The organism is Myceligenerans pegani (assembly GCF_014892515.1).
Lineage (GTDB): Bacteria > Actinomycetota > Actinomycetes > Actinomycetales > Cellulomonadaceae > Myceligenerans > Myceligenerans pegani.
This window is the reverse complement of the sequence record NZ_JADBGR010000108.1, coordinates 25,009-46,039: the sequence shown is the minus strand read 5'-3', so window position 1 is coordinate 46,039 and position 21,031 is coordinate 25,009. Positions and strand designations below refer to the sequence as shown.

Annotated in this window: 15 protein-coding genes; 3 read left to right on the top strand and 12 right to left on the bottom strand. The window is 70.5% G+C overall.

From position 1 onward, the window contains the following. Positions 1 to 5 precede the first annotated feature (5 nt). The 6 genes from IIE03_RS23005 to IIE03_RS22980 are packed head-to-tail and all read right to left on the bottom strand — an operon-like array spanning position 6 to position 8,668. Positions 6 to 626, bottom strand: coding sequence for an AbgT family transporter (locus IIE03_RS23005; RefSeq protein WP_225998232.1), 621 nt, complete (start codon positions 624 to 626; stop codon positions 6 to 8). Between the two features lie 42 nt (positions 627 to 668). Continuing rightward, positions 669 to 1,565 carry a carbohydrate ABC transporter permease gene (locus IIE03_RS23000; RefSeq protein ID WP_192865116.1) on the bottom strand — a complete coding sequence of 299 codons (897 nt, stop codon included), beginning with the start codon at positions 1,563 to 1,565 and terminating at the stop codon, positions 669 to 671. A gap of 1 nt (position 1,566) precedes the next feature. Then, complete coding sequence (locus IIE03_RS22995) at positions 1,567 to 2,508, bottom strand: carbohydrate ABC transporter permease (protein ID WP_318843139.1); 942 nt, start codon at positions 2,506 to 2,508, stop codon at positions 1,567 to 1,569. Further along, positions 2,505 to 3,794: an ABC transporter substrate-binding protein gene (locus IIE03_RS22990; RefSeq protein ID WP_225998226.1), complete on the bottom strand. Its 1,290-nt coding sequence runs from the start codon at positions 3,792 to 3,794 to the stop codon at positions 2,505 to 2,507. Before IIE03_RS22990 ends, IIE03_RS22995 begins: the two co-directional genes overlap by 4 nt. Positions 3,795 to 3,839: 45 nt before the next feature. Beyond that, positions 3,840 to 5,129: a cellulase-like family protein gene (locus tag IIE03_RS22985; protein ID WP_192865115.1), complete on the bottom strand. Its 1,290-nt coding sequence runs from the start codon at positions 5,127 to 5,129 to the stop codon at positions 3,840 to 3,842. Continuing rightward, positions 5,126 to 8,668, bottom strand: coding sequence for a DUF5107 domain-containing protein (locus IIE03_RS22980; protein ID WP_225998225.1), 3,543 nt, complete (start codon positions 8,666 to 8,668; stop codon positions 5,126 to 5,128). Before IIE03_RS22980 ends, IIE03_RS22985 begins: the two co-directional genes overlap by 4 nt. Before the next feature lie 99 nt (positions 8,669 to 8,767). On the opposite strand from IIE03_RS22980, the gene IIE03_RS22975 reads away from it, so the two are divergent. Both IIE03_RS22975 and IIE03_RS22970 read left to right on the top strand, forming a co-directional pair. After that, positions 8,768 to 9,655 carry an AraC family transcriptional regulator gene (locus IIE03_RS22975; RefSeq protein ID WP_192865114.1) on the top strand — a complete coding sequence of 296 codons (888 nt, stop codon included), beginning with the start codon at positions 8,768 to 8,770 and terminating at the stop codon, positions 9,653 to 9,655. Positions 9,656 to 9,783: 128 nt separating this feature from the next. Continuing rightward, positions 9,784 to 11,934 (top strand): NPCBM/NEW2 domain-containing protein, encoded by a 2,151-nt coding sequence (locus tag IIE03_RS22970; RefSeq protein ID WP_225998224.1) that lies wholly within the window; start codon positions 9,784 to 9,786, stop codon positions 11,932 to 11,934. 56 nt (positions 11,935 to 11,990) lie between these two features. Here IIE03_RS22970 and IIE03_RS22965 read toward each other — a convergent pair whose 3' ends face one another. Beyond that, complete coding sequence (locus IIE03_RS22965; protein ID WP_192865113.1) at positions 11,991 to 14,174, bottom strand: RICIN domain-containing protein; 2,184 nt, start codon at positions 14,172 to 14,174, stop codon at positions 11,991 to 11,993. Between the two features lie 209 nt (positions 14,175 to 14,383). On the opposite strand from IIE03_RS22965, the gene IIE03_RS22960 reads away from it, so the two are divergent. Further along, complete coding sequence (locus tag IIE03_RS22960; protein WP_192865112.1) at positions 14,384 to 16,057, top strand: ricin-type beta-trefoil lectin domain protein; 1,674 nt, start codon at positions 14,384 to 14,386, stop codon at positions 16,055 to 16,057. Between the two features lie 140 nt (positions 16,058 to 16,197). On the opposite strand, the gene IIE03_RS22955 is transcribed toward IIE03_RS22960, so the two are convergent. From IIE03_RS22955 to IIE03_RS22935, 5 genes are all read right to left on the bottom strand, one after another. Continuing rightward, positions 16,198 to 17,292, bottom strand: a complete 1,095-nt coding sequence (locus IIE03_RS22955; RefSeq protein ID WP_192865111.1) for a pentapeptide repeat-containing protein — start codon at positions 17,290 to 17,292, stop codon at positions 16,198 to 16,200. Positions 17,293 to 17,388: 96 nt separating this feature from the next. Next, the gene (locus tag IIE03_RS22950; protein ID WP_192865110.1) at positions 17,389 to 18,429 is read right to left on the bottom strand and encodes an ornithine cyclodeaminase; all 1,041 of its coding nucleotides are present in this window, start codon (positions 18,427 to 18,429) and stop codon (positions 17,389 to 17,391) included. Beyond that, complete coding sequence (locus IIE03_RS22945) at positions 18,426 to 19,304, bottom strand: alpha/beta hydrolase family protein (RefSeq protein ID WP_192865109.1); 879 nt, start codon at positions 19,302 to 19,304, stop codon at positions 18,426 to 18,428. The genes IIE03_RS22950 and IIE03_RS22945 overlap by 4 nt, the downstream gene beginning before the upstream one ends. A 32-nt stretch (positions 19,305 to 19,336) precedes the next feature. Continuing rightward, positions 19,337 to 20,164 carry an ABC transporter ATP-binding protein gene (locus IIE03_RS22940; RefSeq protein ID WP_192865108.1) on the bottom strand — a complete coding sequence of 276 codons (828 nt, stop codon included), beginning with the start codon at positions 20,162 to 20,164 and terminating at the stop codon, positions 19,337 to 19,339. Beyond that, positions 20,161 to 21,027, bottom strand: a complete 867-nt coding sequence (locus tag IIE03_RS22935) for an ABC transporter ATP-binding protein (RefSeq protein ID WP_192865107.1) — start codon at positions 21,025 to 21,027, stop codon at positions 20,161 to 20,163. The genes IIE03_RS22940 and IIE03_RS22935 overlap by 4 nt, the downstream gene beginning before the upstream one ends. Positions 21,028 to 21,031: the final 4 nt, after the last annotated feature.

Below are 21,031 nucleotides of genomic sequence, written 5' to 3'. Positions count from 1 at the left end.
GTCGGTTACCGCACGGGTGCTCCGGGGCCGAGCGGGATGCCGAGTGTCCACCACGCGAAGAACAGCAGTGTCCAGGCGAGTGTCATGCATACGGCCAGCGGGAGGGTGTACGAGGCGAGGGTGCCGATCCCGGCGTCCTTGCGGTACCGCTGGAGGAAGCCGAGAGCCATGATGAAGTACGGGCTCATCGGCGTGATCGATGTGGACCCGGAGTCGGCGATGCGGAACAGTGCCTGCGTGGTCTCCGCGGGCACCTCGAGCAGCATCAGCATCGGCACGACGACGGGGGCGGCGATCGCCCACATCGCGGAACCGCTGGTGACCAGGATGTTGACCACGGACAGCAGGGCGAGGACGGCCAGGAAGACCACCCAGATCGGTACGCCGCTGGTGCGCAGCGCCTCGGCCGAGTTCACGGCGACGACGTCGCCGATGTGGGTCCAGTCGAAGTACTGCAGGAACTGGGCGATCGCGAAGAAGAGGACCAGCACGGGTGCCATCTGGCGCACGCCCTCGGCCATGAGCTTGGGAACGTCGGAGGCCTTCGAGATCGCTCCGGACCGCCACCCGTAGACGACACCCACGACCGCGAACAGGACGGCGACCACGGCCGCGATCCCGTCCAGGAAGACCGCAACCCTCCTGACGGCAGACGGAGGCCGCTTACCTCACTTGCTCGCTCCGACGAGTAGTCCGGACACGAACTGCTTCTGGAACATGAAGAACACGACCGCGGTCGGAATAGCGGCGACCAGGGACCCCGCCGCGACCACGTTCCAGGCGCTGGCGTAGCCGCCCTGCAAGTTGAGCAGGGCGGCGGTGACCGGGAACTTGGCCTCGGTGCGCAGGACCGTCATCGCCCAGATCAGGTCGTTGAAGATCCACGTCGTGGCCAGCGCCGCGAGCGCCGCGAGCGGTGGTCGTGACAGGGGCAGCACGATGCGCCAGAAGATGCCGCCGGGTCCGGCACCGTCGAGGCGAGCGGCCTCGAAGACCTCGGCGGGGAGGGCGCGCATGAAGCCGTGGAGCACGAAGGTGTAGAAGCCGATGCCGAAGCCGACCTGGACGATGACGAGGGCGGTCAGGGTGTCGGCGATGCCGAGGGCTTCGGTGATGGAGGCCACGGGGACCAGGAGGATTTGCGGGGGTAGGAGGTTGCCGGCGAGCATGGTGAGCAGGATGGTGCGGCGTCCGGGGATGGCGAACCGGCTGAGCGCGTAGGCGGCGATCGCGGACAGTGCCAGGGAGAGCAGGACGGCCCAGGCGGTGACGACGAGGCTGTTGCCGAGGGAGCGGAGCACGCCGCCGTCGGTGAGTGCGGTGGTGAAGCCGTCGAGGCTGAAGGAGGCCGGGAGGGCGCCGAGGCCGCGGCCGGCGATGTCGTCGTAGGAGCGGACGGCGACGAACGCCACGAAGAGGATGGGGCTGAGCCACAGGAGCGTGACCGGGATCATCGCGACGTGGAGCCACGGGGAGCGTGCGGTGCGGGGCCGGCGACGGCGGCGGGGCCGCACGGCCGGTGTGCCGGGTGCGGTGCCGGCGGCGGGGGGAGCGATCGCTGCCATGTCAGTCCTCCGTCCGCGCCTGGCGGGCAAGGTAGGTGATGATGAAGCCGATGGCCAGGGCGAAGATCACGACGGCGATCGCGGAGGCATAGCCGAGGTTCCCCGTGGTGAATGCCTGCTGGAACATGTAGGTGCTCAGGAGCTGGGTCTCGTTGTAGGGGCCGCCGCGGGTCATCGCCCAGACGATGTCGAAGGTGCGCAGCGAGTCGATGACGGTGACGGCGAAGACGACGGTGTTCACACCGCGCAGCTGTGGCATGACGATGCGCCAGAACCGCTGCCAGGCGCTGGCGCCGTCGACGGCGGCGGCCTCCTCGAGGGTGGGGTCGGTGCCCTTGAGGCCGGCCAGGTAGAGCACCATGATGTAGCCGACCTGGCGCCAGACGGCGGCGATCAGCACCGCCCAGAGGGCGACGGCGGGGTCGGCGAGCCACTGGCGTTGCAGGGATTCGAGGCCGAGCAGGCCGAGGGTGGCGTTGACCGGTCCGTCGGGCGCGTACATCACTCGCCAGAACAGGCCGCTGACGGCGAGCGAGACGACCATGGGCAGGTAGATGGCGCTGCGGTAGAGGCCGACGAGGGGGCCGGGTTTGTTCAGGGTGACGGCGAGGACGAGCCCGCCGACGACGGACAGGCCGCCGAACCCGATCATCCAGACGACGTTGTTCCACAGTGCGGTGCGGAAGATCGGGTCAGTGGCGAGGTCGCGGAAGTTCTGCGCGCCCACCGGCTCGGCCAGGCCGATCCCGTCCCATCGGGTGAGGGACAACGAGAACGAGTTCGCGGCGGGCCAGAACACCCAGAACAGCTCGACCAGGAGCGGGAGCAGCAGGAACGCCCATACGAGCAGGGGGATGCGCAGGAGCCCGGAGCGGCGGCGGGTCTCGCCGCGCCGGGCTCCATGACGTCGCTCCGCGACGGCCATGGGGGTCTGCGCGCTCACGACGCGAAGACCCCTTCGGCCGCGGTCTGCCACTCGTCGAGGATGCTCCTCATCGAGTCGGGCTGGGCGAGGAACTTCGTCAGGGCGGTGTCGGCGGTGGCCTGGAGGGCGTCGGAGGAGTCTCGGTTGAAGAACTGCGTGATCTCCTCGGTGGTGTTCAGCAGCTCGATGCCCTTCTGGACCATCGGGCTGAAGGAGGAGGTGTCGACGTCGGGCGACGTGGGCAGGTTCGCGGACCTGGACCGCTCGATGAACTGCTGCTGCGACTCCGGGGAGGCGAGGTAGCTCAGCAGGTCGAGCGCACCTTGGTGATTGTCGCTGTTGGCCGCGGCGAAGTACCCGTCGGTGGGTGCCTCCTCGGCGGTGGGCACGGCGTCGTTGATCACGGGCACGGAGAAGAAGTCGAGGTCGTCGCGCTGATCCTCGGGAAAGTAGGTGGTGACGAACGTTCCGATGAGGTACATCGCCGACTCGTCCTGGGCCATGGGTGTCGCCGCGTCCTGGGCCGTGTAGGAGGCCATGTTCGTGTCGAAGTACGGGATGAGCCGCTTGTACTCCTCCATGACGTCCACGACCTCGGGGTCGTTGAACGCGTGTTCCCCGGCGAGCAGTTCCCGGTGGTACTGCGCCCCGTTGACCCGCAGGTTCAGGTAGTCGAACCAACCTGAGGCCATCCACGGCGTGGACGACAGGCCGTTCGTCAGCGGGGCGATGCCCTGGCCACTGAGGTTCTCGCACAGGGCGTGGAAGTCGTCCCACGACGACGGCGGCTCGACGCCCCACCTCTCGAACGAGGACCTCTTATAGAACACGCCCCACCAGTAGTAGTTGGTCGGCACGAAGATCTGCCGTCCCTCCGCGTCGGTCGACAAGGCGCGCAGCGCGTCGGAGTAGCCGGCGCATGCGCCGTCGCCCTCCCACAGGGACGACACGTCCAGCAACAGCCCTTCCTCGGCGTAGGACCGGGCCACGGACCCGGCGTACCAGCTCAGCACCTCGGGCGCGTCGCCGGACCGCAGGTAGTTGGTGAGCTGCGCCCGAAACTGCTCGGTCGCCACGGAGTTCAGGGTGACGTCAGCGCCCTGGTAGGCCTCCACCAGCGCCTCCAGCGCGGCCTTGGGGTCCGCATCCTGGATCGAGTTCTGCAGGGTGACGGTGCCGGCGCTCGCACCGCCGCCTCCCCCGCCACCCGACGTCGTCCCCACGCATGCGGCCAGCAGGCTCGCCGCACCCACCGTCATGCCGCCTGCGAGCAGCTCGCGGCGGGTGATCGTTCGCTTGGACATCGTTGTTCCTCCTCCGTGCGCCGTCGTTGGCGCATCTGGTGCTGCTCAGTGCACGGGCGCGGGATGGCCCACGCCCGTCAGGATCTCGGCGCACTGCCGTTGCAGCGCGACGTCGGTCCACATCGGGTGGTGCGGCGCAGCGTTGGAGCACACGACGGCGCCCCACGCGCCGAGCCGACGTGCCTCGCGCATCGCGTGGCGGCACAGTCCCGCGCCGAGCAGGTCCTCCTCGAACCGACCGTGCAGCGGGGTGTACCCGACGTAGCCCTCACCGAGGATCAGCGGGATACCGCGGCTCACGGCGGCGTCCGCCGCGGCCTCCAGCCACAGGGTCAGCTTCTGGTACATGGCCACGCGATGGGTGCCCCATCGGTCGTAGAGCCAGCGGTCCCACGCCTCGGGGTCGCACCAGTCGTGCACGTACACCTCGGCGGGCGACATGATCGTGGCCCGCGTACGCCATTCCTGGCCCGCCGGCACCGACCACGCGGCGAGTCCGGGCGCGCCCTGGCGCAGCAGTTCACGCGCCCGCTCCTCGTCGAACCGGTCGGCAGGGCCACGGAGTCCGAACGTGTCGATCAGCTCCTGCAGCACCCCGTACACGTAGGGGTGGACCACCAGCGCGTCGAGATCGGCCGGCAGGGCGTTCAGCGCGCCGATCGGCACGCCCGCGTAGTTCACGGTCACCGGCCGGTCCGGGTGCCGCTGCCGGAACCGGGCGATCCCTCGCTCCAGGCGCGGTGTGAGGGCACGGACGGCCTCGTCGCCGCGACCCACGTCCAGCCCGTCGGTGAGGTAGCCGATCTGCACCTCGTTGTGCAGCTCGGTCAGCAGGAGCCGGTGGCCCAGGCCCTCCGACTCCAGCAGGTCGACCAGGTCGGCGTGGGCGTCGGCGAGCACCACGGCGCGCTCCTCCGGGTCGACGGCGTGCAGCGCCTCGTACCACTCGGGCGTCGCGGCGAACGACGGCGACTGCTGGTACTCCCACGACGAGGCGATGACCCCGACGTCGTGCCGGTCGGCCGCGCGGAACAGCTCCACCAGGTGGGCGCGCGCGTCGATCGTCGTCTCGTGCCGCACGTCGTACCACCGGGTCCGCTGCCCGTACTCGCCGCCGAGGGGGCCGAGGCCCAGCGCCGAGGTGTCGATCCCGGACCGGAACAGCAGGAACGGCATGGCGCAGATCCGGATGGTGTCGTAGCCGCGCTCGCGCGCCTCCGCGAACGCGCGGTCCAGGTCCTCGAACGGCTCCCCCGGACCCGTACGCGTGTACCAGGTGAAGTCCCACAGGGACACCACGTGGGGGCGGTCAGGCGTCGTGAACAGGCTGTTCATGCCGAGAACTCCTTCGGTTCCGCCTGGCCCGAACCGGATGCGGGCGGAGCGACCGCGGCAGGGGCGACTCGGGCGCCTGGCCCGCGCAGCAGTGTGGCGCCCCACCGCGCGACGGCGTGCCGCAGGTCGGCCGCGGGCCGGGATGCCGCCAGCGCGGGGTCCCGCAGGATCTCGCGCGCCGTCGTGTCGTCGCCGTCGAGGAGCGCGAGCTGGGCGTCGAGGAAGCCCACCCGCCGGTCGCGGGCGCGCAGCGGGTCCTCCTCGAACAGCAGGAGGTCGGGCAGTGACGTCGCGAAGTAGTCCACGCGTGGCGCCTGGGCGGCGTACAAGTCGCGGTAGGCGCGCAGCGCCGCAGTGAGCCGATCCGCCTCGTCGCCCTGTCCGATGCGACGCAGGGCCAGAACCGTCCAGAACGTCTGCTCGCCGAGCTCCTGAGGGCTCATGTCGACGAAGTCCCCGCGCTGCGCCGCCGCGGTCCGCCACGCGTCGGCGGCGGCGGCAGGCGCGGCAGGCGGGCCGCCAGCGGCCGCGAGCACGTCCCCGAGCAGAAGGTGCAGGAAGGCGGTGCTGGCCAGGGGATGACGCGCCTCTCCCAGGTTCGCTAGAGGCGCCAGGGCGGCTCGCAGATGTCCCGCGGCGTCCGCCGCGCGACCGTCTGCGAGCGCGTCCACGGCCTGGTGGGCGTGCGCGCGATCCCAGGCGAGCAGTACCTGTCCTTCGCCACCTTCCCAGGGGTGGAACGGCCGCTCGCGGAGGATCCGCAGTGCCTCGTCGGCCCTGCCCACCGTGACCATCAGGTGCAGGGTCTCCACGGCGATGTCATCCCGCTCCAGGGCTCCCCGGCCGGCCTGCAGCGCCGCAAGCCGTTCGGCAGGGTCGACTCCGCTCAGGGCGGCGAGCTGATCCTGCTCGTACAGCAGGCGGGTGTCGTCGGGTGCGAGGCCGCACGCCCGGCCGTACGCCTCGCGCGCAGCGGCGAGGTCGTGCTCGTGGTTGACGGCGGCCACGCCGATGTTGCGCCATGCCACGACATCGTGCGGGTCGAGGGCGACGGCGGCGCGCCACAGCGCCAGTGCATCGGCCCTTCGCCCGGCCGCGTAGGTCCAGTGCCCCAGCAGGGATGGCGCGCGGGCGTCGCCCGGATCGGCCTCGGCCGCCTCTCGCAGGACCGATGCGTCCGCGGCCCGGCCGGGGAAGCACCACGTGACGTCCATCGCGCGAGCGCGGGCCTGCTCCGCGGCGGCCTCGGCCGGACGGCCCGCGAGCCGCAGCACGTGCGCCCGATGGTAGGCGAGCAGGGGGCCGGCGGCGGTCTGGCCCGCCGGACGGTGCGTCTCCCGTTCCTCGGCCCGGTCCAGGCACTCCAGCGCGACGTCGTACTCCCCGACGCCGGCCAGTTCGATCGCGACGTCGAGCAGGGTCTGGGCGTCGGCGCTGGCGGGGAGCCCGTCCAGGTGTCGCAGCCAGGCGTCGAGGGGGTCGAGCGCGCGACCGGTGGCGAGCAGCGACGCCGCGGCGTCGTCCCGTCCCAGCCGCCGGTGGCACACGACGCTCAGCGCGAGCGCCTGCAGGTGTTCCGGTTCCGTGCGGCGCACGTCGGCGAGGCGTCCGAGGGCCGCCTCGTGGCGGCCGGCACGCGCGTCGAGGCGCGCCATCCGGTAGCCTGCCGGCGCCCGCCAGGCCCGCGACCACGAGGCCTGCGCGTAGGCGTCGTAGGCGCCGGTGTCGTCGCCGAGTTCTTCGCGGACCAGGCCGAGCAGGTAGATCGCCGTCGTGTCGCTTGGGCTGCGGTGCAGCCGGGTCAGCCGCTCGACGGCCCGTTCGAGATATTCGGCGGCGCGCGCGTGGCTCCCCGCGACAGCAGCGCGCCGTGCCAGGCCGACGAGGCAGTCCGACTGCCCTGGGTCGCGGCGCAGCGCCTCCTCCCAGTAGGGTTCCGGGGCGCGTGTCGCGTGCCGGTACAGCTCCAGGTGCTCCGCGATCAGAGCTAGTTCCTCGACGGTGCTGACGTCCTCCGGTGCGGGCGGTTCCTCGGCCGAGCTGGGCTCGGGCAGGTCTGTCGGCACGATCGGCACCGCCGGATCCGCAGACGGCTCCGGCACCTGCTCGACCCAGCTCACCAGGGTCCGTCCCGCGTGGGTCACGGTCACGGTGAGCGGTCCCGTGCCGACCGGCAGGTCGTGCGTCACGACGACCGGGTGCGCCGGATCGATGTCCGCCACATGGGTCGCGAGCGTCGCGCCCGCGGCCGACAGCGTCACCGTGATCCCCGCCAGGCGGCGCGGCACGACGACGCCCGCCCGCGCCGTCGTCCCCGCGGACGTGGCCTGGCGCTCCAGTCGCACCGCGGCGTCCAGGGTGGCCCGGTCGACGGGACCGATGTCGCGGAACGGGTACCAGAACTGCGAGAAGACCTTGGTCTCGCCGGGGGCGAGGTAGGCGAAGTCGGGCTGGTTGTCGGTGAACACCCCGGCCATGAGCTCGACGTAGTGCGCGTCGTCGTCGGCCAGGTTCGCGTCCCAGGCGTGGCCGAACGGCGCGTTGCCCCAGGTCCACTGCTTCTTGCCGGGCGAGATCGCGCGATCGGCCACGTGCACGAACCCGAGCCGCGCCGCGTGGTCGTACCCGCCGAAGAACTCCTCGTCGCTGCCCACGCACATGTACGACGTCGGCACGGGGATGTTGCGGTACCAGTCGAGCCGGTCGCCGGTGAGCGGCACGCCGTCGTGCGCACTGTGGGCCTCGCCGGCACGCGCCGGGTAGTCGATGCCGTAGTAGGGGCGGTCCGCGTGCGGGAACGCGGTGATCGCGCGGCGGGCGTGGTCGGCCACGAACGCGACGTCGTGCGGGAAGAACGACTGGTAGTCGTCGTCCACGCGGGCCGCCACGTTGGCCCACCACAGGAACGACTGCGGCAGCTCGCTGCGGTTGTACAGCCGCACCGTCAGCTCGAGCACGGCGCTGTCCGGGCGCAGCCGCACCCCGTGCATGCCCTTCATCCGCGTGAACGGGTCGTGGTCGGAGCACCACACGACGACGGCGCCGTCCGGCTCCTCCTCGATCTCGACGTCCACCGGCAGGTAGGTCGCCGGACGGTGGTGCTGCGGCCAGTTGAACTCCACGCCGCCCGCCACCCACGGGCCCGCGAGGCCCACCAGCGCGGGCTTGATCACCGGGTTGGCCCAGAAGAAGTCCCGGCCGCTGCTGCGCTCACGTGCCACGTGGATACGTCCGCCCAGTTCCGGCAGCACCACGACACGCAGCCACTCGTTCTCCAGGTGCACCGCGCGCCATTCCCGCTGGTGGGGCTCGTCGGCGATCTGGTGATGGAACGGAAGCGGGTACACCCGCCCGGACGACCCCTGGTACACCCTGCGGTCCAGATAGGCCGGGAACCGGTCGGGAAGCAGGGGCTCGTACGTCGTCAGGGTGAGCGGCGCCGCCCAGGCGGCCGCGGCCCGGCCGGCCAGGTCTCCGGGCCGGTCGGGAAGGTCGAGCACGGACTCCACATCGAGCATGAGGACGACGTTACGAAGCATCGAGGGATCTCGTGAAGCGACGCATCGACGCTCTTTCCTGGATGATCCGACGATCTTGTGCGCTGACCCGACCTCGTCGGGCGGGCTACTCTCCTCAGGATGCGAATCCGTGACGGCTTCCCTGGACAACGCCTGCGGGTCCTGCCGGCCACCGTGGTGCGCGCGGTGTCGGACGCGGGCCCCACCTCGCGCCTGATGGTCACCGACGCGGGCTATTTCCCGCACGCCGCCAATCACGGGCGCGTACGCAGGAGGGGCGCCATCGGGACCATCGTCATCGTGTCCGCGGCCGGGCGGGGGTGGTGCCGGACCCCGGGCGGCCTGCACCGCATCGGGGCTGCGGAAGCCCTGGTCATCCCGGCCGGTGTGCCCCACGAGTACTGGGCGGACGACGACGCCCCATGGACGATCTGGTGGATGCACGTGCGCGGCCACGACGCGGGCGAGTTCGAGCGCGACCTGGCACGGCACGCCGGACCCGACGACGTCGCCGTGGTCGAGGTGCACGACCTGGTCCGCGTGGTCGCCGACCTCGAACGTGTCGTCGACGCGCTGGAGGCCGACGAGACCTACCCCAGCCTGCTGCGCTGCGCGGGCGCCGCCTGGTCGGTGCTCGCGCAGATCGGAGCAGACGCCGCCGCCGGGAGCCCGTCGCGCGGCGAACCGGTCCGCGCAGCGCAGGAGTACCTGCGCACGCACCTGGACGCCGTCATCGAGGTGGCCGCACTCGCCCGCCGCTTCGGCCTGAGCACCTCCCACTTCTCCGCCCGGTTCCGCGCGGCCACGGGTGGCGGCGTGGTGGAGTACCTCAAACGCCTGCGCATGGCCCGGGCCTGCGAGCTGCTCATCACGACGGAACTGCCCATCGCGGACATCGCCCGCTCCGTGGGATATCCAGATCCCTTCTACTTCTCGCGTCAGTTCCGCAGCGTGCATTCCTGCAGTCCGAGCGACTTCCGGCGCGGCATCCACGAGCGCGAGCGCTAGGCCTGCCGTCGGATCCTCCAGGCAGGAGAGTCGTCCCGTGCATTCCGCGGCTCCGCCCGAGGGCGTTTTCCTGAGGAAGTTCCTCCTTCGGCACCCGGCCGAACCGACGACGACGTCAGGAGACCTGGATGTACACCGTACGCACGGGGGCGGCCAGAATATGCGCCCGCATCACGACAACACTGCTCACGACAACGCTGCTCGCGACAGCACTGATTGCGACAGTGCCGCTTTCGACGAACGCGGCCGCGGCACCAGATCCGACCACAACGCCGCCCGCCGTCGCAAACACCACCGGCGAGCCGGACGGCCCGCCCGCGTCGAGCCCGAGCCCGACGCCCTACCAGGGCTGGAACACCTACTACGGCCTGGGCGGCGACTTCACCGCCGACGAGGTCCTCGACGTGGCCGACTTCCTCGTCTCCTCCGGCCTCGCGGACGCCGGCTACGACATCGTGTGGCTCGACGGCGGCTGGCAGGACGACATCCCACGGGGAGCCGACGGCATCCTGAGGGGGGACACAGAGCGGTTTCCCGACGGCATGGCGGCGCTGGCCGACGCGATCCACGACCGCGGCCTGCGCGCCGGCATCTACACCGACGCCGGCCCGTACATCCCCGGGTCCTGCGGCCTGGGCAGCGGCGGCCACTACCAGACCGACGCCGACACCTTCGCCGAGTGGGGCTACGACGCGGTCAAGGTCGACTTCCTGTGCGGCATCGCCGCCGACCTGGACCCGCAGGACGCATTCACGGCGTTCGCCCGGGCGCTGCGGGACAACAGCTCCGGCCGCCCGATGATCTTCAACCTCTGCAACCCCGTCACCTCGCCCGACTGGGGCGACTACCCCGAAGAACAGCAGTCCACCTGGTCCTGGACGTACGCCCCGGACATCGCGGAGTCCTGGCGCACCTACACCGACGTCGGCTTCGTGGGGCAGATCCAGTTCAAGGACGTGCTGCGCAACTTCGACGCCAACGCGCGCCACCCCGGGGTGGCCGGCCCCGGTCACTTCAGCGACCCCGACTACCTGGGCCCGGAGCTCGGCATGACGACCGAGGAGTTCCGCACCCAGATGACACTGTGGACCATCGCCGCGGCGCCACTCGTCATCGCCAGCGACCCTCGCACGCTGAGCCGGCCATCGATGGACATCCTGCTCGACGACGACGTGCTGACGATCGACCAGGACCCGCTCGGCGTCCAGGGCACCCGCATCGGGGCGGCCGGGACCACGGAGACCTGGGCCAAGCCGCTCGCGGACGGATCGGTCGCCGTCGCACTGCTGAACCGCGGCGACCGCCCCGCCGAGGTCACGACCACCACGCGCGACCTGGGCCTGCGTGGCCGCTCGTTCGCCGTCCTGGACACCTGGACCGACCACCGCACGCAGTCCGCGGGCACGATCCGTGCCGCGGTCCCCGCCCACGGCGCCGCGCTGCTGCGCGTCACGCCCGACCGCCATCACGGCGTCCCGCGCCTCGTGGCCACTCCCCCGGCGGTCACCGCCATCGGGGACGACACCGTCGCCCCCACCACCGATCTGCTTGCCACCGCCGGCGACCGGCTCACGACCGAGGTGACACTGCACAACGACGGCAGCACCCCGGTACGCCGCCCGGAGGTCGCCCTCGAGGCGCCGGAGGGATGGACGGTCCGCCCGGCCGGCCCGGCCCCGCGCGTGGTGCGTCCCGGCGGTTCGGCCACCGCCTCCTTCACCGTCGACGTCCCGGCGGACGCCGGCACGGGCGGCTACGACGTCGCCGCGACCGTCTCGTCCCGCGGCGTTCCGGCCGGTACGACGCCGCCGTCGCGGGTGACGATCGCCCCCGCGGCACCCAGCGGCGCGGGAGTGGTGCTGTCCCACCACCCGTGGGTCAGCGCGACCAGCGGCTGGATGGAGCCCACCGTGGATCAGAGTGTGGGCGGCGGGAACCCGCTCACGGTCGCCGGCACCGTGCACCCCACCGGGCTCGGCGTCGCCAGCCCCTCCCAGGTCCGGTACGGCCTCGGCGCGGCGTGCACGCGGCTCACCGGCGCGGTCGGCATCGACGACGCCGTCGACACGGTGGGCCCGGAGGGCGGCACCGCGACGTTCGACATCGTCGGCGACGACGAGACGCTCTGGTCGAGCGGTGTCGTCGAGCGCGGGGTCGAGCTGTCGTTCGACGTCGACGTGACCGGCGTACGGGACCTGATCCTGCGGGTCGGCGATGGCGGGGACGGTGGCTACAACGACCGGGCCGACTGGCTGTCACCCCTGGCACACTGCGGCTGATTCGCAGCCTGCCGTATGTGGTGCGTGGCCGGCCGTGGGGCCGGCCACGCGCCGCGTCACGGCCCTGCGGTGAGGTACGTGACCGGGTGTGACGAGTTCGCCGCGTCCCCGGTGTTGTTGATGACGTGCGCGATGGTCCCGTTGCCGCCCAGGGAGACGGTCACCATGTCGTGGAACCGCACTCCGCTACGGTTCGGAACCTCGAACGCGCGGTCGTTGACGATCGACGGGTCGACGTTGAAGAAGGCGTAGCTGCCCAGCCCCCAGGCCTCGTGCGTGGTGACGTGGTCGCCCACCTTGTACGCCGCCCAGCCTCGCGTGGCGCCGTTCATGTACGCGGCCTGGTTCGGCGGGTCGTACGGCATCTCGTTCTGGTAGAAGTACGTCCGCCCGCGCTCGCCGTTCCAGATGGTCTGGTACTGCTGGTAGTGCTCGACGAACAGGCCGTAGAAGGTGACGTCGTCACCGTTGACGACCAGGCCGTTGCGGGCGGTGTTGATGTTCCAGCCCACCGTGCCACCGTTGCCGTGGTCGGCACGCCAGATCCAGGCGTGGTCGCCGATGACGTCGTCGCTGTTGACCACGATGCTCTTCGTCGCCTTGCCCGCGATCGCACCGCCGACCCGCACGAACACGTCGGACAGGACGGTCGGGTCCGAGGCGTGGTCCGCCGACGCGCCCTCGGGCCCGACCCGCAGGATCGTGTCCGTGTTCGTGGTGCCGGCGTCGAACAGGATGCCGGCCAGCCGGACGCCGTCGACGTCGGCGACGTGCATCGCGTCGATGCCGCCGTCGGGTACCAGCGTCGCGAGCCCCAGGCCGAGGACGACTGTGCCCGCCCGATCCACTCGCAGCGTCTGGTCCAGGTAGTAGACGCCGGGCGTGACCAGCAGGTTCTTGCCCGCGGCGAGTGCCGCGTTCATCGTGGCGGCCGTGTCACCGGGGCGGATCACCGCGAAATCGGAGATCGGCAGCGAGGTGCCGGCCGGGTCGCCGCCGGCCCAGGTCGTCCCGGAGGTGTTCGACCGCACCGCCGGGACGAATACGCGGTACATGCCGTCGGTGTCGACGTAGAGGTAGGGCTTCTCGGCGATCTTCGGTGCCTGGGCGACGGTCGTGTACGGCGGCGAGGGGAAGCTGTTCGACGGCGCGCCGTCGACCCCTACGAACACCTGGTTCCAGTTCGAGCCGGTCCACGACCCGATGGTCGAGCTGCGGGTCAGCCACTGCTGCTGGGTGCCGGAGTCGATCTGCCCGTCGACCACCGTGTCGGCCATGAACCCGCCCGACGACCAGCCGCCGTCGGACAGCGCGAGGTTGCCACGCAGGTGCATGCGCCGGTACGGCGCGGCCTGGGAGACGGACCAGCGGTCGGCGCCGTCGGGCGGCGTGACCGACAGCCCCTCGGCGGACCGCCAGAAGTTGTGCGTGGCGTTCTGCGAGCCGTCGTGCCACCAGTCGGCCTCGACGTGCACGTGCCCGTTGACGTTCGTGGCGTCGGGTGTCAGGCCGAGTCCGGCGATCTGGGTGAAGAAGCCGATGTTGGCGTCGACGTCGTACCCGCCCGGGTAGAACAGGAAGGCTTTGCGGGCGTCGCCGAACTGCGCTTCCTCCTGAGCGTCGAACACCGCGTCCAGGCGCGCCTGGATGGCCGAGTCCGACATCGACGTGTCGAAGACCTCGACATTCGGGCCCAGGTCAGGATTGGCGGGGTGCGGCAGGATCGGGTCGGGGTCCTGCGCCGGTGGCGTCGTCGTGCCGGTGAACCGCCACTTCTGGTGGCTCGCGCCCGTGCAGGTCCACACCTGGAGCTTCGCGCCGTCGGCCATGTTGCCGTCCTTGATGTCGAGGCACTTGTCCGCCGCGAGATTCACCAGGTCACCGGCGCCCGTCAGCGCCCAACGCTGGGTCGCCACCGAGCTGTAGCAGTCCCACACGTGGACCACGGCGCCGTCGGACGTGTTGTTCTCCGCCAGGTCGAGGCACTTGCCCTTCAGGCGGACGCTGCCGTCATCGGCGAACGTGACGGTCTGGTTCGCCGACCCGGCATAGCAGGTCCACATCTGCGGCTGGGTACCGTTGGCCGTGCTGCCGTCGGTGAGATCCAGGCACTTCCCGCCTGCCTGGCTCACGACCGCACCGCTCGACGCGGCTGCCGCCATGGTGGGGACGACGACGGCGAGCGCCCCGGCGATGATGACGGCCACCGCGGCAGCGATGAGCCCGCGGACTCGTGACATGGTTCCTCCTCGAACACATCTCGTTACTTTCTGACTTGTCAGTATGTGACTGTAGGCGATGTCGGCCCTGGTCACGTCAGGGAGGTCCCGTACATGCGGCGGAAAGCTCGGCGAATACGTAGTTACTCAGATGTCAGTAACCTCTTTTCGGCGCTACGGTCCTCACTGGTCACGGCCCCGCATCAGACCTCGACGACGAGGAGCCTCACATGAAGCGATCCCTCAGAAACAGAAACGGTCGCCGCATCCCCGGCGGACTTGCCGCACTCACCGCCGCCCTGGCCGCCGGACTCGTCGCCGGACCCGTCCTCGCGGGCCCGGCGGCGGTTTCAGCGACCCAGCCGGCGGCCGCCGTCCTCGACGAGCAGGACGCCACCCCGGTGGCTGTGCCGACGTCGTTCACACATCCGGGTGTCCTCGTGAGCCGGCCGCAGTTGGACCACGTACGGGCCATGGTGCAGGCCGGGGAGCAGCCCTGGCAGAGCGCCTGGGACCAGATGACGTCGAGCAGGTACGGGTCGCTGTCGTACACGCCGCACCCGCGGGCCGTGGTCGAGTGCGGGTCCTATTCCAACCCGAACCACGGCTGCACCGACGAGCGGCAGGACGCGATCGCGGCGTACACGCATGCCCTGGCCTGGTACGTGACACGCGACGAGCGGCACGCCGACAAGGCGATCGAGATCATGAACGCCTGGTCGGCGGTGATCCGCGACCACACGAACTCGAATGCGCCCCTGCAGACGGCGTGGGCAGGATCCGTCTGGCCGCGGGCCGCGGAGATCATCCGGTACACCTCCGCGAGGTGGTCCGCGTCGGACATCGACCGTTTCGAGGGAATGCTGCGCGACGTCTACCTCCCGGAGATCGTCAACGGGTCGCTCAGCAACGGGAACTGGGAACTCTCGATGACCGAGGCGACCCAGGGCATCGGCGTCTTCCTGGACGACGCCTCCGTGTACGCGAGCGCCCGGCAACGGTTCCTCGACCGCGTCCCTGCGTTCATCTACCTCACGTCCGATGGCTCCGTGCCCCGCACAGTGCCCGGCGACTGGCGCGACACGCCCGAGGAGATCTTCACGTACTGGCACGGCCAGCGCACCCTCGTGAACGGGATCGCGCAGGAGACCTGCCGAGACTTCACGCACACCGGCTACGGCCTGTCGGCCATCTCGCACGTCGCCGAGACCGCCGCGATCCAGGGAGACGACCTGTACCCGCAGGTGGGCGACCGGCTACGGCACGCACTCGGACTCCACTCGAGGTACCAGCGGGGCGAGCCCGTGCCGTCGTGGCTCTGCGGCGGCTCGCCGCACCTGGGCCTCGGGCCCGTGACCGAGGTCGGGTTCAACGCGCTCGGATACCGGCAGGGGCACGCGATGACGAACACGCAGGCCCTGACCGAGCAGATGCGGCCGCAGGGCACCAACCATCTGTTCGTCGCGTGGGAGACGCTCACGCACGCGGAGAACCCGGACGTCATCCCGGAGGGTGAGGCGGCTCCGGCGGAGGGGCCGGTCGTCGGGTACGGCGGCAAGTGCGTCGACGTCGCCGGGGCGAACACGGCGGACGGGACGGCCGTCCAGCTGTGGGACTGCAACAGCACCGACGCCCAGCAGTGGTCTGCGGGCCCCGGGAACTCGGTGCGGGCGCTCGGGAAGTGCCTGGACGTCGCCGGGGCGGGGACGGCGAACGGCACTGTGGTGCAGCTGTACACCTGCAACGGCACGAACGCGCAGGCGTGGGAGCACCGGTCCGACGGCAGCCTGGTCAACACCGGGTCCGGCAAGTGCCTCGACGCGACGGGCCCCAGCTCCGCCAACGGCACGAGACTGCAGATCTGGACCTGCACCGGCGGCGCCAATCAGCACTGGACCTGGTGACCGTGGTTCAATGCCTGTCGTGCCGACTCGCCGTGCGCCCGGGCGTCTGCGGCGTCGCACCGGCCACGGCATGTTCGCGTGGTGAAGCCATCTCGACGGGCACAGCATGAGTCGATGGCCAGTCCGGTGGGCCGACCCAGTCAGAGGATCTCGGCCAGGGCGATGTCGTTTCTGGTCCAGCCGGGCAGCAGGTCGTTGTAGAAGGCGATGACCTGTTCCGGCGGCGTGTCCCCCGGCGTTTTTCCGGAGGCGCTCTCGGCGCATCCAGTCGCTGGCATCTTCCAGACGCCGTCATTCACCAGCTCCGCGCCCGCCTGCGGAAACCTGTCGAAGTCACAGCGCTCACCGTACGCCCCGCACGCGATGCGGCCGCCGTCGGACAGTTCTGTGTAGCCCGCGACCCGTTGCATCTCGTTCCCTCGACTGGCCTGGGCGAACCCTTCCTGGCAGTCGATCTCCATCCCGTCCCCCACCGTCGTGAATCCCGTCATCGAGACTCTCGTCAGGGTGAAAGTGGAACCCTCGTCGCTGCCGGAGTCGACCTGGACGCCATCGAGGTTGGCGTCCACGAACGACGAGGTACCCGATGGCGACCGGAATACGCTCCCGAACAGAAGCGCCCCGTCGAACGCCGAGCCGTCGAGGACACCCCCGATCTCCGCGGACGGGGCGAAGAGGTTGACCGCGGAAACGTCCCTCAAGGACCCGTCGACCAGGAGCGCGCCCGTGAGATTCGCACCGTCGAGTCGCGCGCCGGTCAGGTCCGCTCCGGTGAAGTCCGCGCAGGTCTCCACTCTGACCCGCGTCCAGCCCTCGGCCTCGTCGTACCGCACCGGGCACCCGAGGTCGATCCCCGAGAGATCCGCGCCGCGGAGGTTCATCCCCCGGAACGGCTTCGCACCCTCTGGGGCGTCACGAATCGTCTCGCGGATGAACTGGACGTTCGCCAGGACCTCGTCGCGTTCGGCGCGACTCGCCTCGATCGCCTGGGCCTGGCTCTCCCGCGCGTCGTCGATCCGCGCCTGGTAGGCGGCCAGGAGCAGACCTACCACCAAGCTCGACATCACGCCGATCGCGACATCGACCAGCCACCGCCGAGCTGACGACTTCTCCTTGTCTCGCTCGCCGTCTCGCCCGCCCGATGACGGCTCCACCGGTCCCAGACGATCGTCGCGCTCTGCCACGACCTCTGAACGCGCCACCGCATCGCCGCGCAGGACAACCATTGTTCTCATACGTTACATATACCATGAACGGGACATGCTTCCGGCGTGATCGGCGAGCCGCCACCACCGCTCCCAGGACCCGTCACAAGTGACGACCGGCAGCGGCTACCGGATGATGCCCGGCGGGGCGACCAGGGAAAACAGGTCTTTGGGATCGGCCGGTTCGGCGATCAGGTCGAGCTGGCCCAGTAGTTCCGGTGCGTTCGCCGTCACGTCGGCCAGGACGAAGTTCAATGTGGTCCAGTCCTCCACGGCGAAGCCGACGGAGTCCCACACGATCAGGTCGTCCGGGCTCTGCCGCCCGGGCGCGGCTCCGGTCACGACCTGCCAGAGCTCGGTGACCGGGAAGTCTGCTGCCTGGCGCTGGATCTCGCCCTCGATGCGCGTCTGCTCCGCGAGTTCCACGAACACGTTCGCGCGTTCCACGGTCTGCGGATCCAGTTCGGTCTTGCCCGGGCAGTCGCCGCCGATCGCGTTGATGAGTACGCCGTCGGGTACGTCGGCGTCGTGCAGCACCGTGGCGTTCTGCTTGTCGGCGGTGCAGGTGGTGATCACCTCGGCGCCGCGGGCCGCGCCGGCGGCGTCGTCGGCCAGGACGACGTCGAAGCCGAGTGCCTTCGCGTGCCCGGCGAGCTTTTCCATGGCGTGGTGGTCGACGTCGAAGACGCGCAGCGTCTCGATGCCCAGCGCGGCTCGCAGGCCGAGTGCCTGGAACTCCGCCTGCGCGCCACACCCGATCAGGGCAAGGGTTCGGGAGCCGGCCGGTGCGAGGTAACGGGCGGCCAGCGCGGATGCCGCGGCCGTGCGCAGTGCGGTGAGCAGGGTCATCTCGGCGAGGAATGTCGGGTAGCCGTTGTGCACGTCGGCCAGCATGCCGATCGCGGTGACGGTCTGGAAGCCGTTGGCTGGATTGAGCGGATGCCCGTTGACGAGCTTGAACCCGTACGTGCGGGTGTCCGAGGTCGGCATCAGCTCGATGACGCCGTCGGGTGAGTGTGATGCGATGCGCGGTCGTTTGTCCAGTTCCGGCCAGCGGGCGAAGTCGCGTTCCAGCGCGTCGGTGAGCGCGGCGATCGCGGCCTGCGGGCCTCGGCGGGCCACCCAGCGTGCGGTGGCGGCGACGTCGAGGGACGGGACGGTGGTCATCGCGGGTTCTCCTCCGGTGTGGGTGACGGGTCGGTTCGCGTGGTGGGCCGGTGGCGGCGGATCAGGTCGGCGAAGAAGGATTCGACGGCGGGGAGCACGAGTACGCCTCGGTGTCCGACGTCGGGCACGAGGTCGAAGGTGACCTGGATGCCCTGTGCCGTGAGGCTGCGTTCGAGGGTGCGCAGGCGCTCGATGCGGGTGGTGCCGGTCTTCTCGACGCCGTCCATCCAGTTCGACTCGCCGGGGTTGTTGATCTCCCACGTCTCGGTGTCGTCCGCACCGACGACCATGTGCACGGGCACGCGCCGTAGTGCGTCGTGGTCGATGCGTGTCTGGAAGATCTCTTCCATGCCCGCGGTCCCGAGCCACCAGGGCAGTGTGTCGTCCAGTTCGGTGATACGCCCGGGTGCGCCGATCGACACCCCGGCGAGACGGTCCGGGTGCAGGTAGTAGAAGCGGTGGGCGAACTGTCCGCCGCCGGAGAAGCCGTGCAGGTAGAACCGCTCGGCCGAGACCGGGAAGCGTTCGGCGACCTCGTCCACGATGGACAGCAGGGCGTGGTCGAACCGGATGCCCCGGTACTCGATGAATTTGAAGTTGTGCAGGTCGTCCGGGTCGATCAGGCCGGCAGGAAACATTGGCGTCAGGATGACGGCGTCGTTGGCGTCGGCGAAGGTGCGCAGGGCGTCGCGGTAGCTGACGGCGGTGCGCCCGGTGCCGTGCTGAACCACGACCAGGGGTGCGGCCGTGTCCCGCAGGCTGCGTGGGACGTAGAGGGAGTAGTGCAGCCGCGGGTCGTACTGCGAAGCGAAGAACGGTGTCCCGCCGCGCAGGTGAAATGCCGACGTCGGTGCGCCGGGTGCGGGTGTTGTCATGGATACCTCACATCTGGTTCCGGTCGCATGGTTCAGGTCGCCGCGGCAAGCGCCGCGCGGAGTTCGGCGACGCGTTCCGGCTGCCATCGGGGACCGGGCGCTGAGGACAGGAGCATTTCGGTGTAGGGGTGTTCGGGCCGGCGCAGCACCTGGTCGGTGTCGCCGGTCTCGACGGCGCGGCCGCGGTACATCACGAGGATCTGGTCGGTGACCTGGCCGACGACGGCGAGGTCGTGGCTGACGAAGACCAGGGCGACGCCGGACTCGGCGCGGATCTCGTCGAGCAGCGTGAGGATCTGTGCTTGTACGGACACGTCGAGGGCGGACACCGCTTCGTCGAGGACGAGCACGGTCGGGTCGATGGCGAGCGCCTTTGCGATGGCGACGCGTTGGCGCTGCCCGCCGCTGAGTTCGTGCGGCCGGGAGTTGGCCAGGCGGCTCGCGAGGCCGACGCGGTCCATGAGTGCGGCCACGTCGCGCGCGATCCGGTCCTTGGGTGTGCCGTGTCGGCGCAGCGTGTCGGCCAGGGCGCCGGCCACGTCCAGGCGCCGGTCGAGCGACCCGTAGGGGTCCTGGAAGACCATTTGTGCCTCGGTCGCGCGCTGCAGTCGTGCGCGACGTCCGCGACGCAGGTCACGGCGGTCGCGGCCGTCGATGACGACCGTGCCCGAGTCCGGCTCGGCCAGGCCGACGATCATCTGCGCGAGCGTTGTCTTGCCCGAGCCGGACTCGCCGACGACGCCGAGCGATCCGCCGGCGGCCAGGGTGAAGCTGATGCCGTCGACCGCCACCACGCGCGGGCCTCGTCCGGCGCCGCGGTAGGTCTTGGTCAGGCCGCTGACCACGAGTGCGTCGGTCATCGTCGTGCCCCCTTGATCGGCTGGGTTGAGGCCGGGACCGGACTGTGTCGTTCTGGTGTGTTGCGTTCGGGGAGCCGTGGCGTGGCTTCGGCGAGGTGCCGGGTGTAGGGGTGCTGGGGGTCGTCGAAGAGCGATGCGGCGGGCTGTTCGTCGACCACGTGGCCGTCTTGCATCACGTAGACGCGGTCGCAGTAGGCTGCCGCGAGCAGCAGGTCGTGTGTGATGAACAGGACGCCGAGCTCTCGTTCCCGGCGTAGCCGCCGGAGTACGGCGAGTACCTCGGCTTGCGTGGTCACGTCCAGGGCGCTGGTGGCCTCGTCGGCCAGGAGCAGCTCCGGGCCGGTGCTCAGTGCCGCGGCGATGACCACGCGCTGCAGCATCCCTCCGGAGAGCTGGTGGGGGTAGCAGCGCAGTAGTCGGTCGGGGTCTCGCAGGCCGACCTCGGTGAACAGGGCGACGATCCGGTCTCGGGCTTGTGCGGCGGGCAGGCCGTGCACGAGCCGGAGGCGTTCGGTCGCCGAGTCGCCGATCCGTCGCACGGGGTTGAGCGCTGAGCGGGGGTCCTGGAAGATCATCCCGGCCCGGTGTGCGCGGACGTCGTGAACCTGTGCGGCGTCTGTGCCGTCTTCGCCGGTGACGTCGGTGCCGCAGACCGTGATGCGCCCTGTGGTGTGGGCACGCTTGGGCAGGAGTTGGAGGGCCGCGCGGGCGGTCGTCGACTTGCCGCACCCGGATTCGCCGACGAGCCCGACGGTCTCGCCCCTGGCCACCGAGAGTGTCACCCCGCGCAGGATGTCGCGCGGGCCGTCGTGCGTCTCGACCGTGAGACGCAGATTGTCGATGTCGAGCAGCGTGCCTTTCATGTCC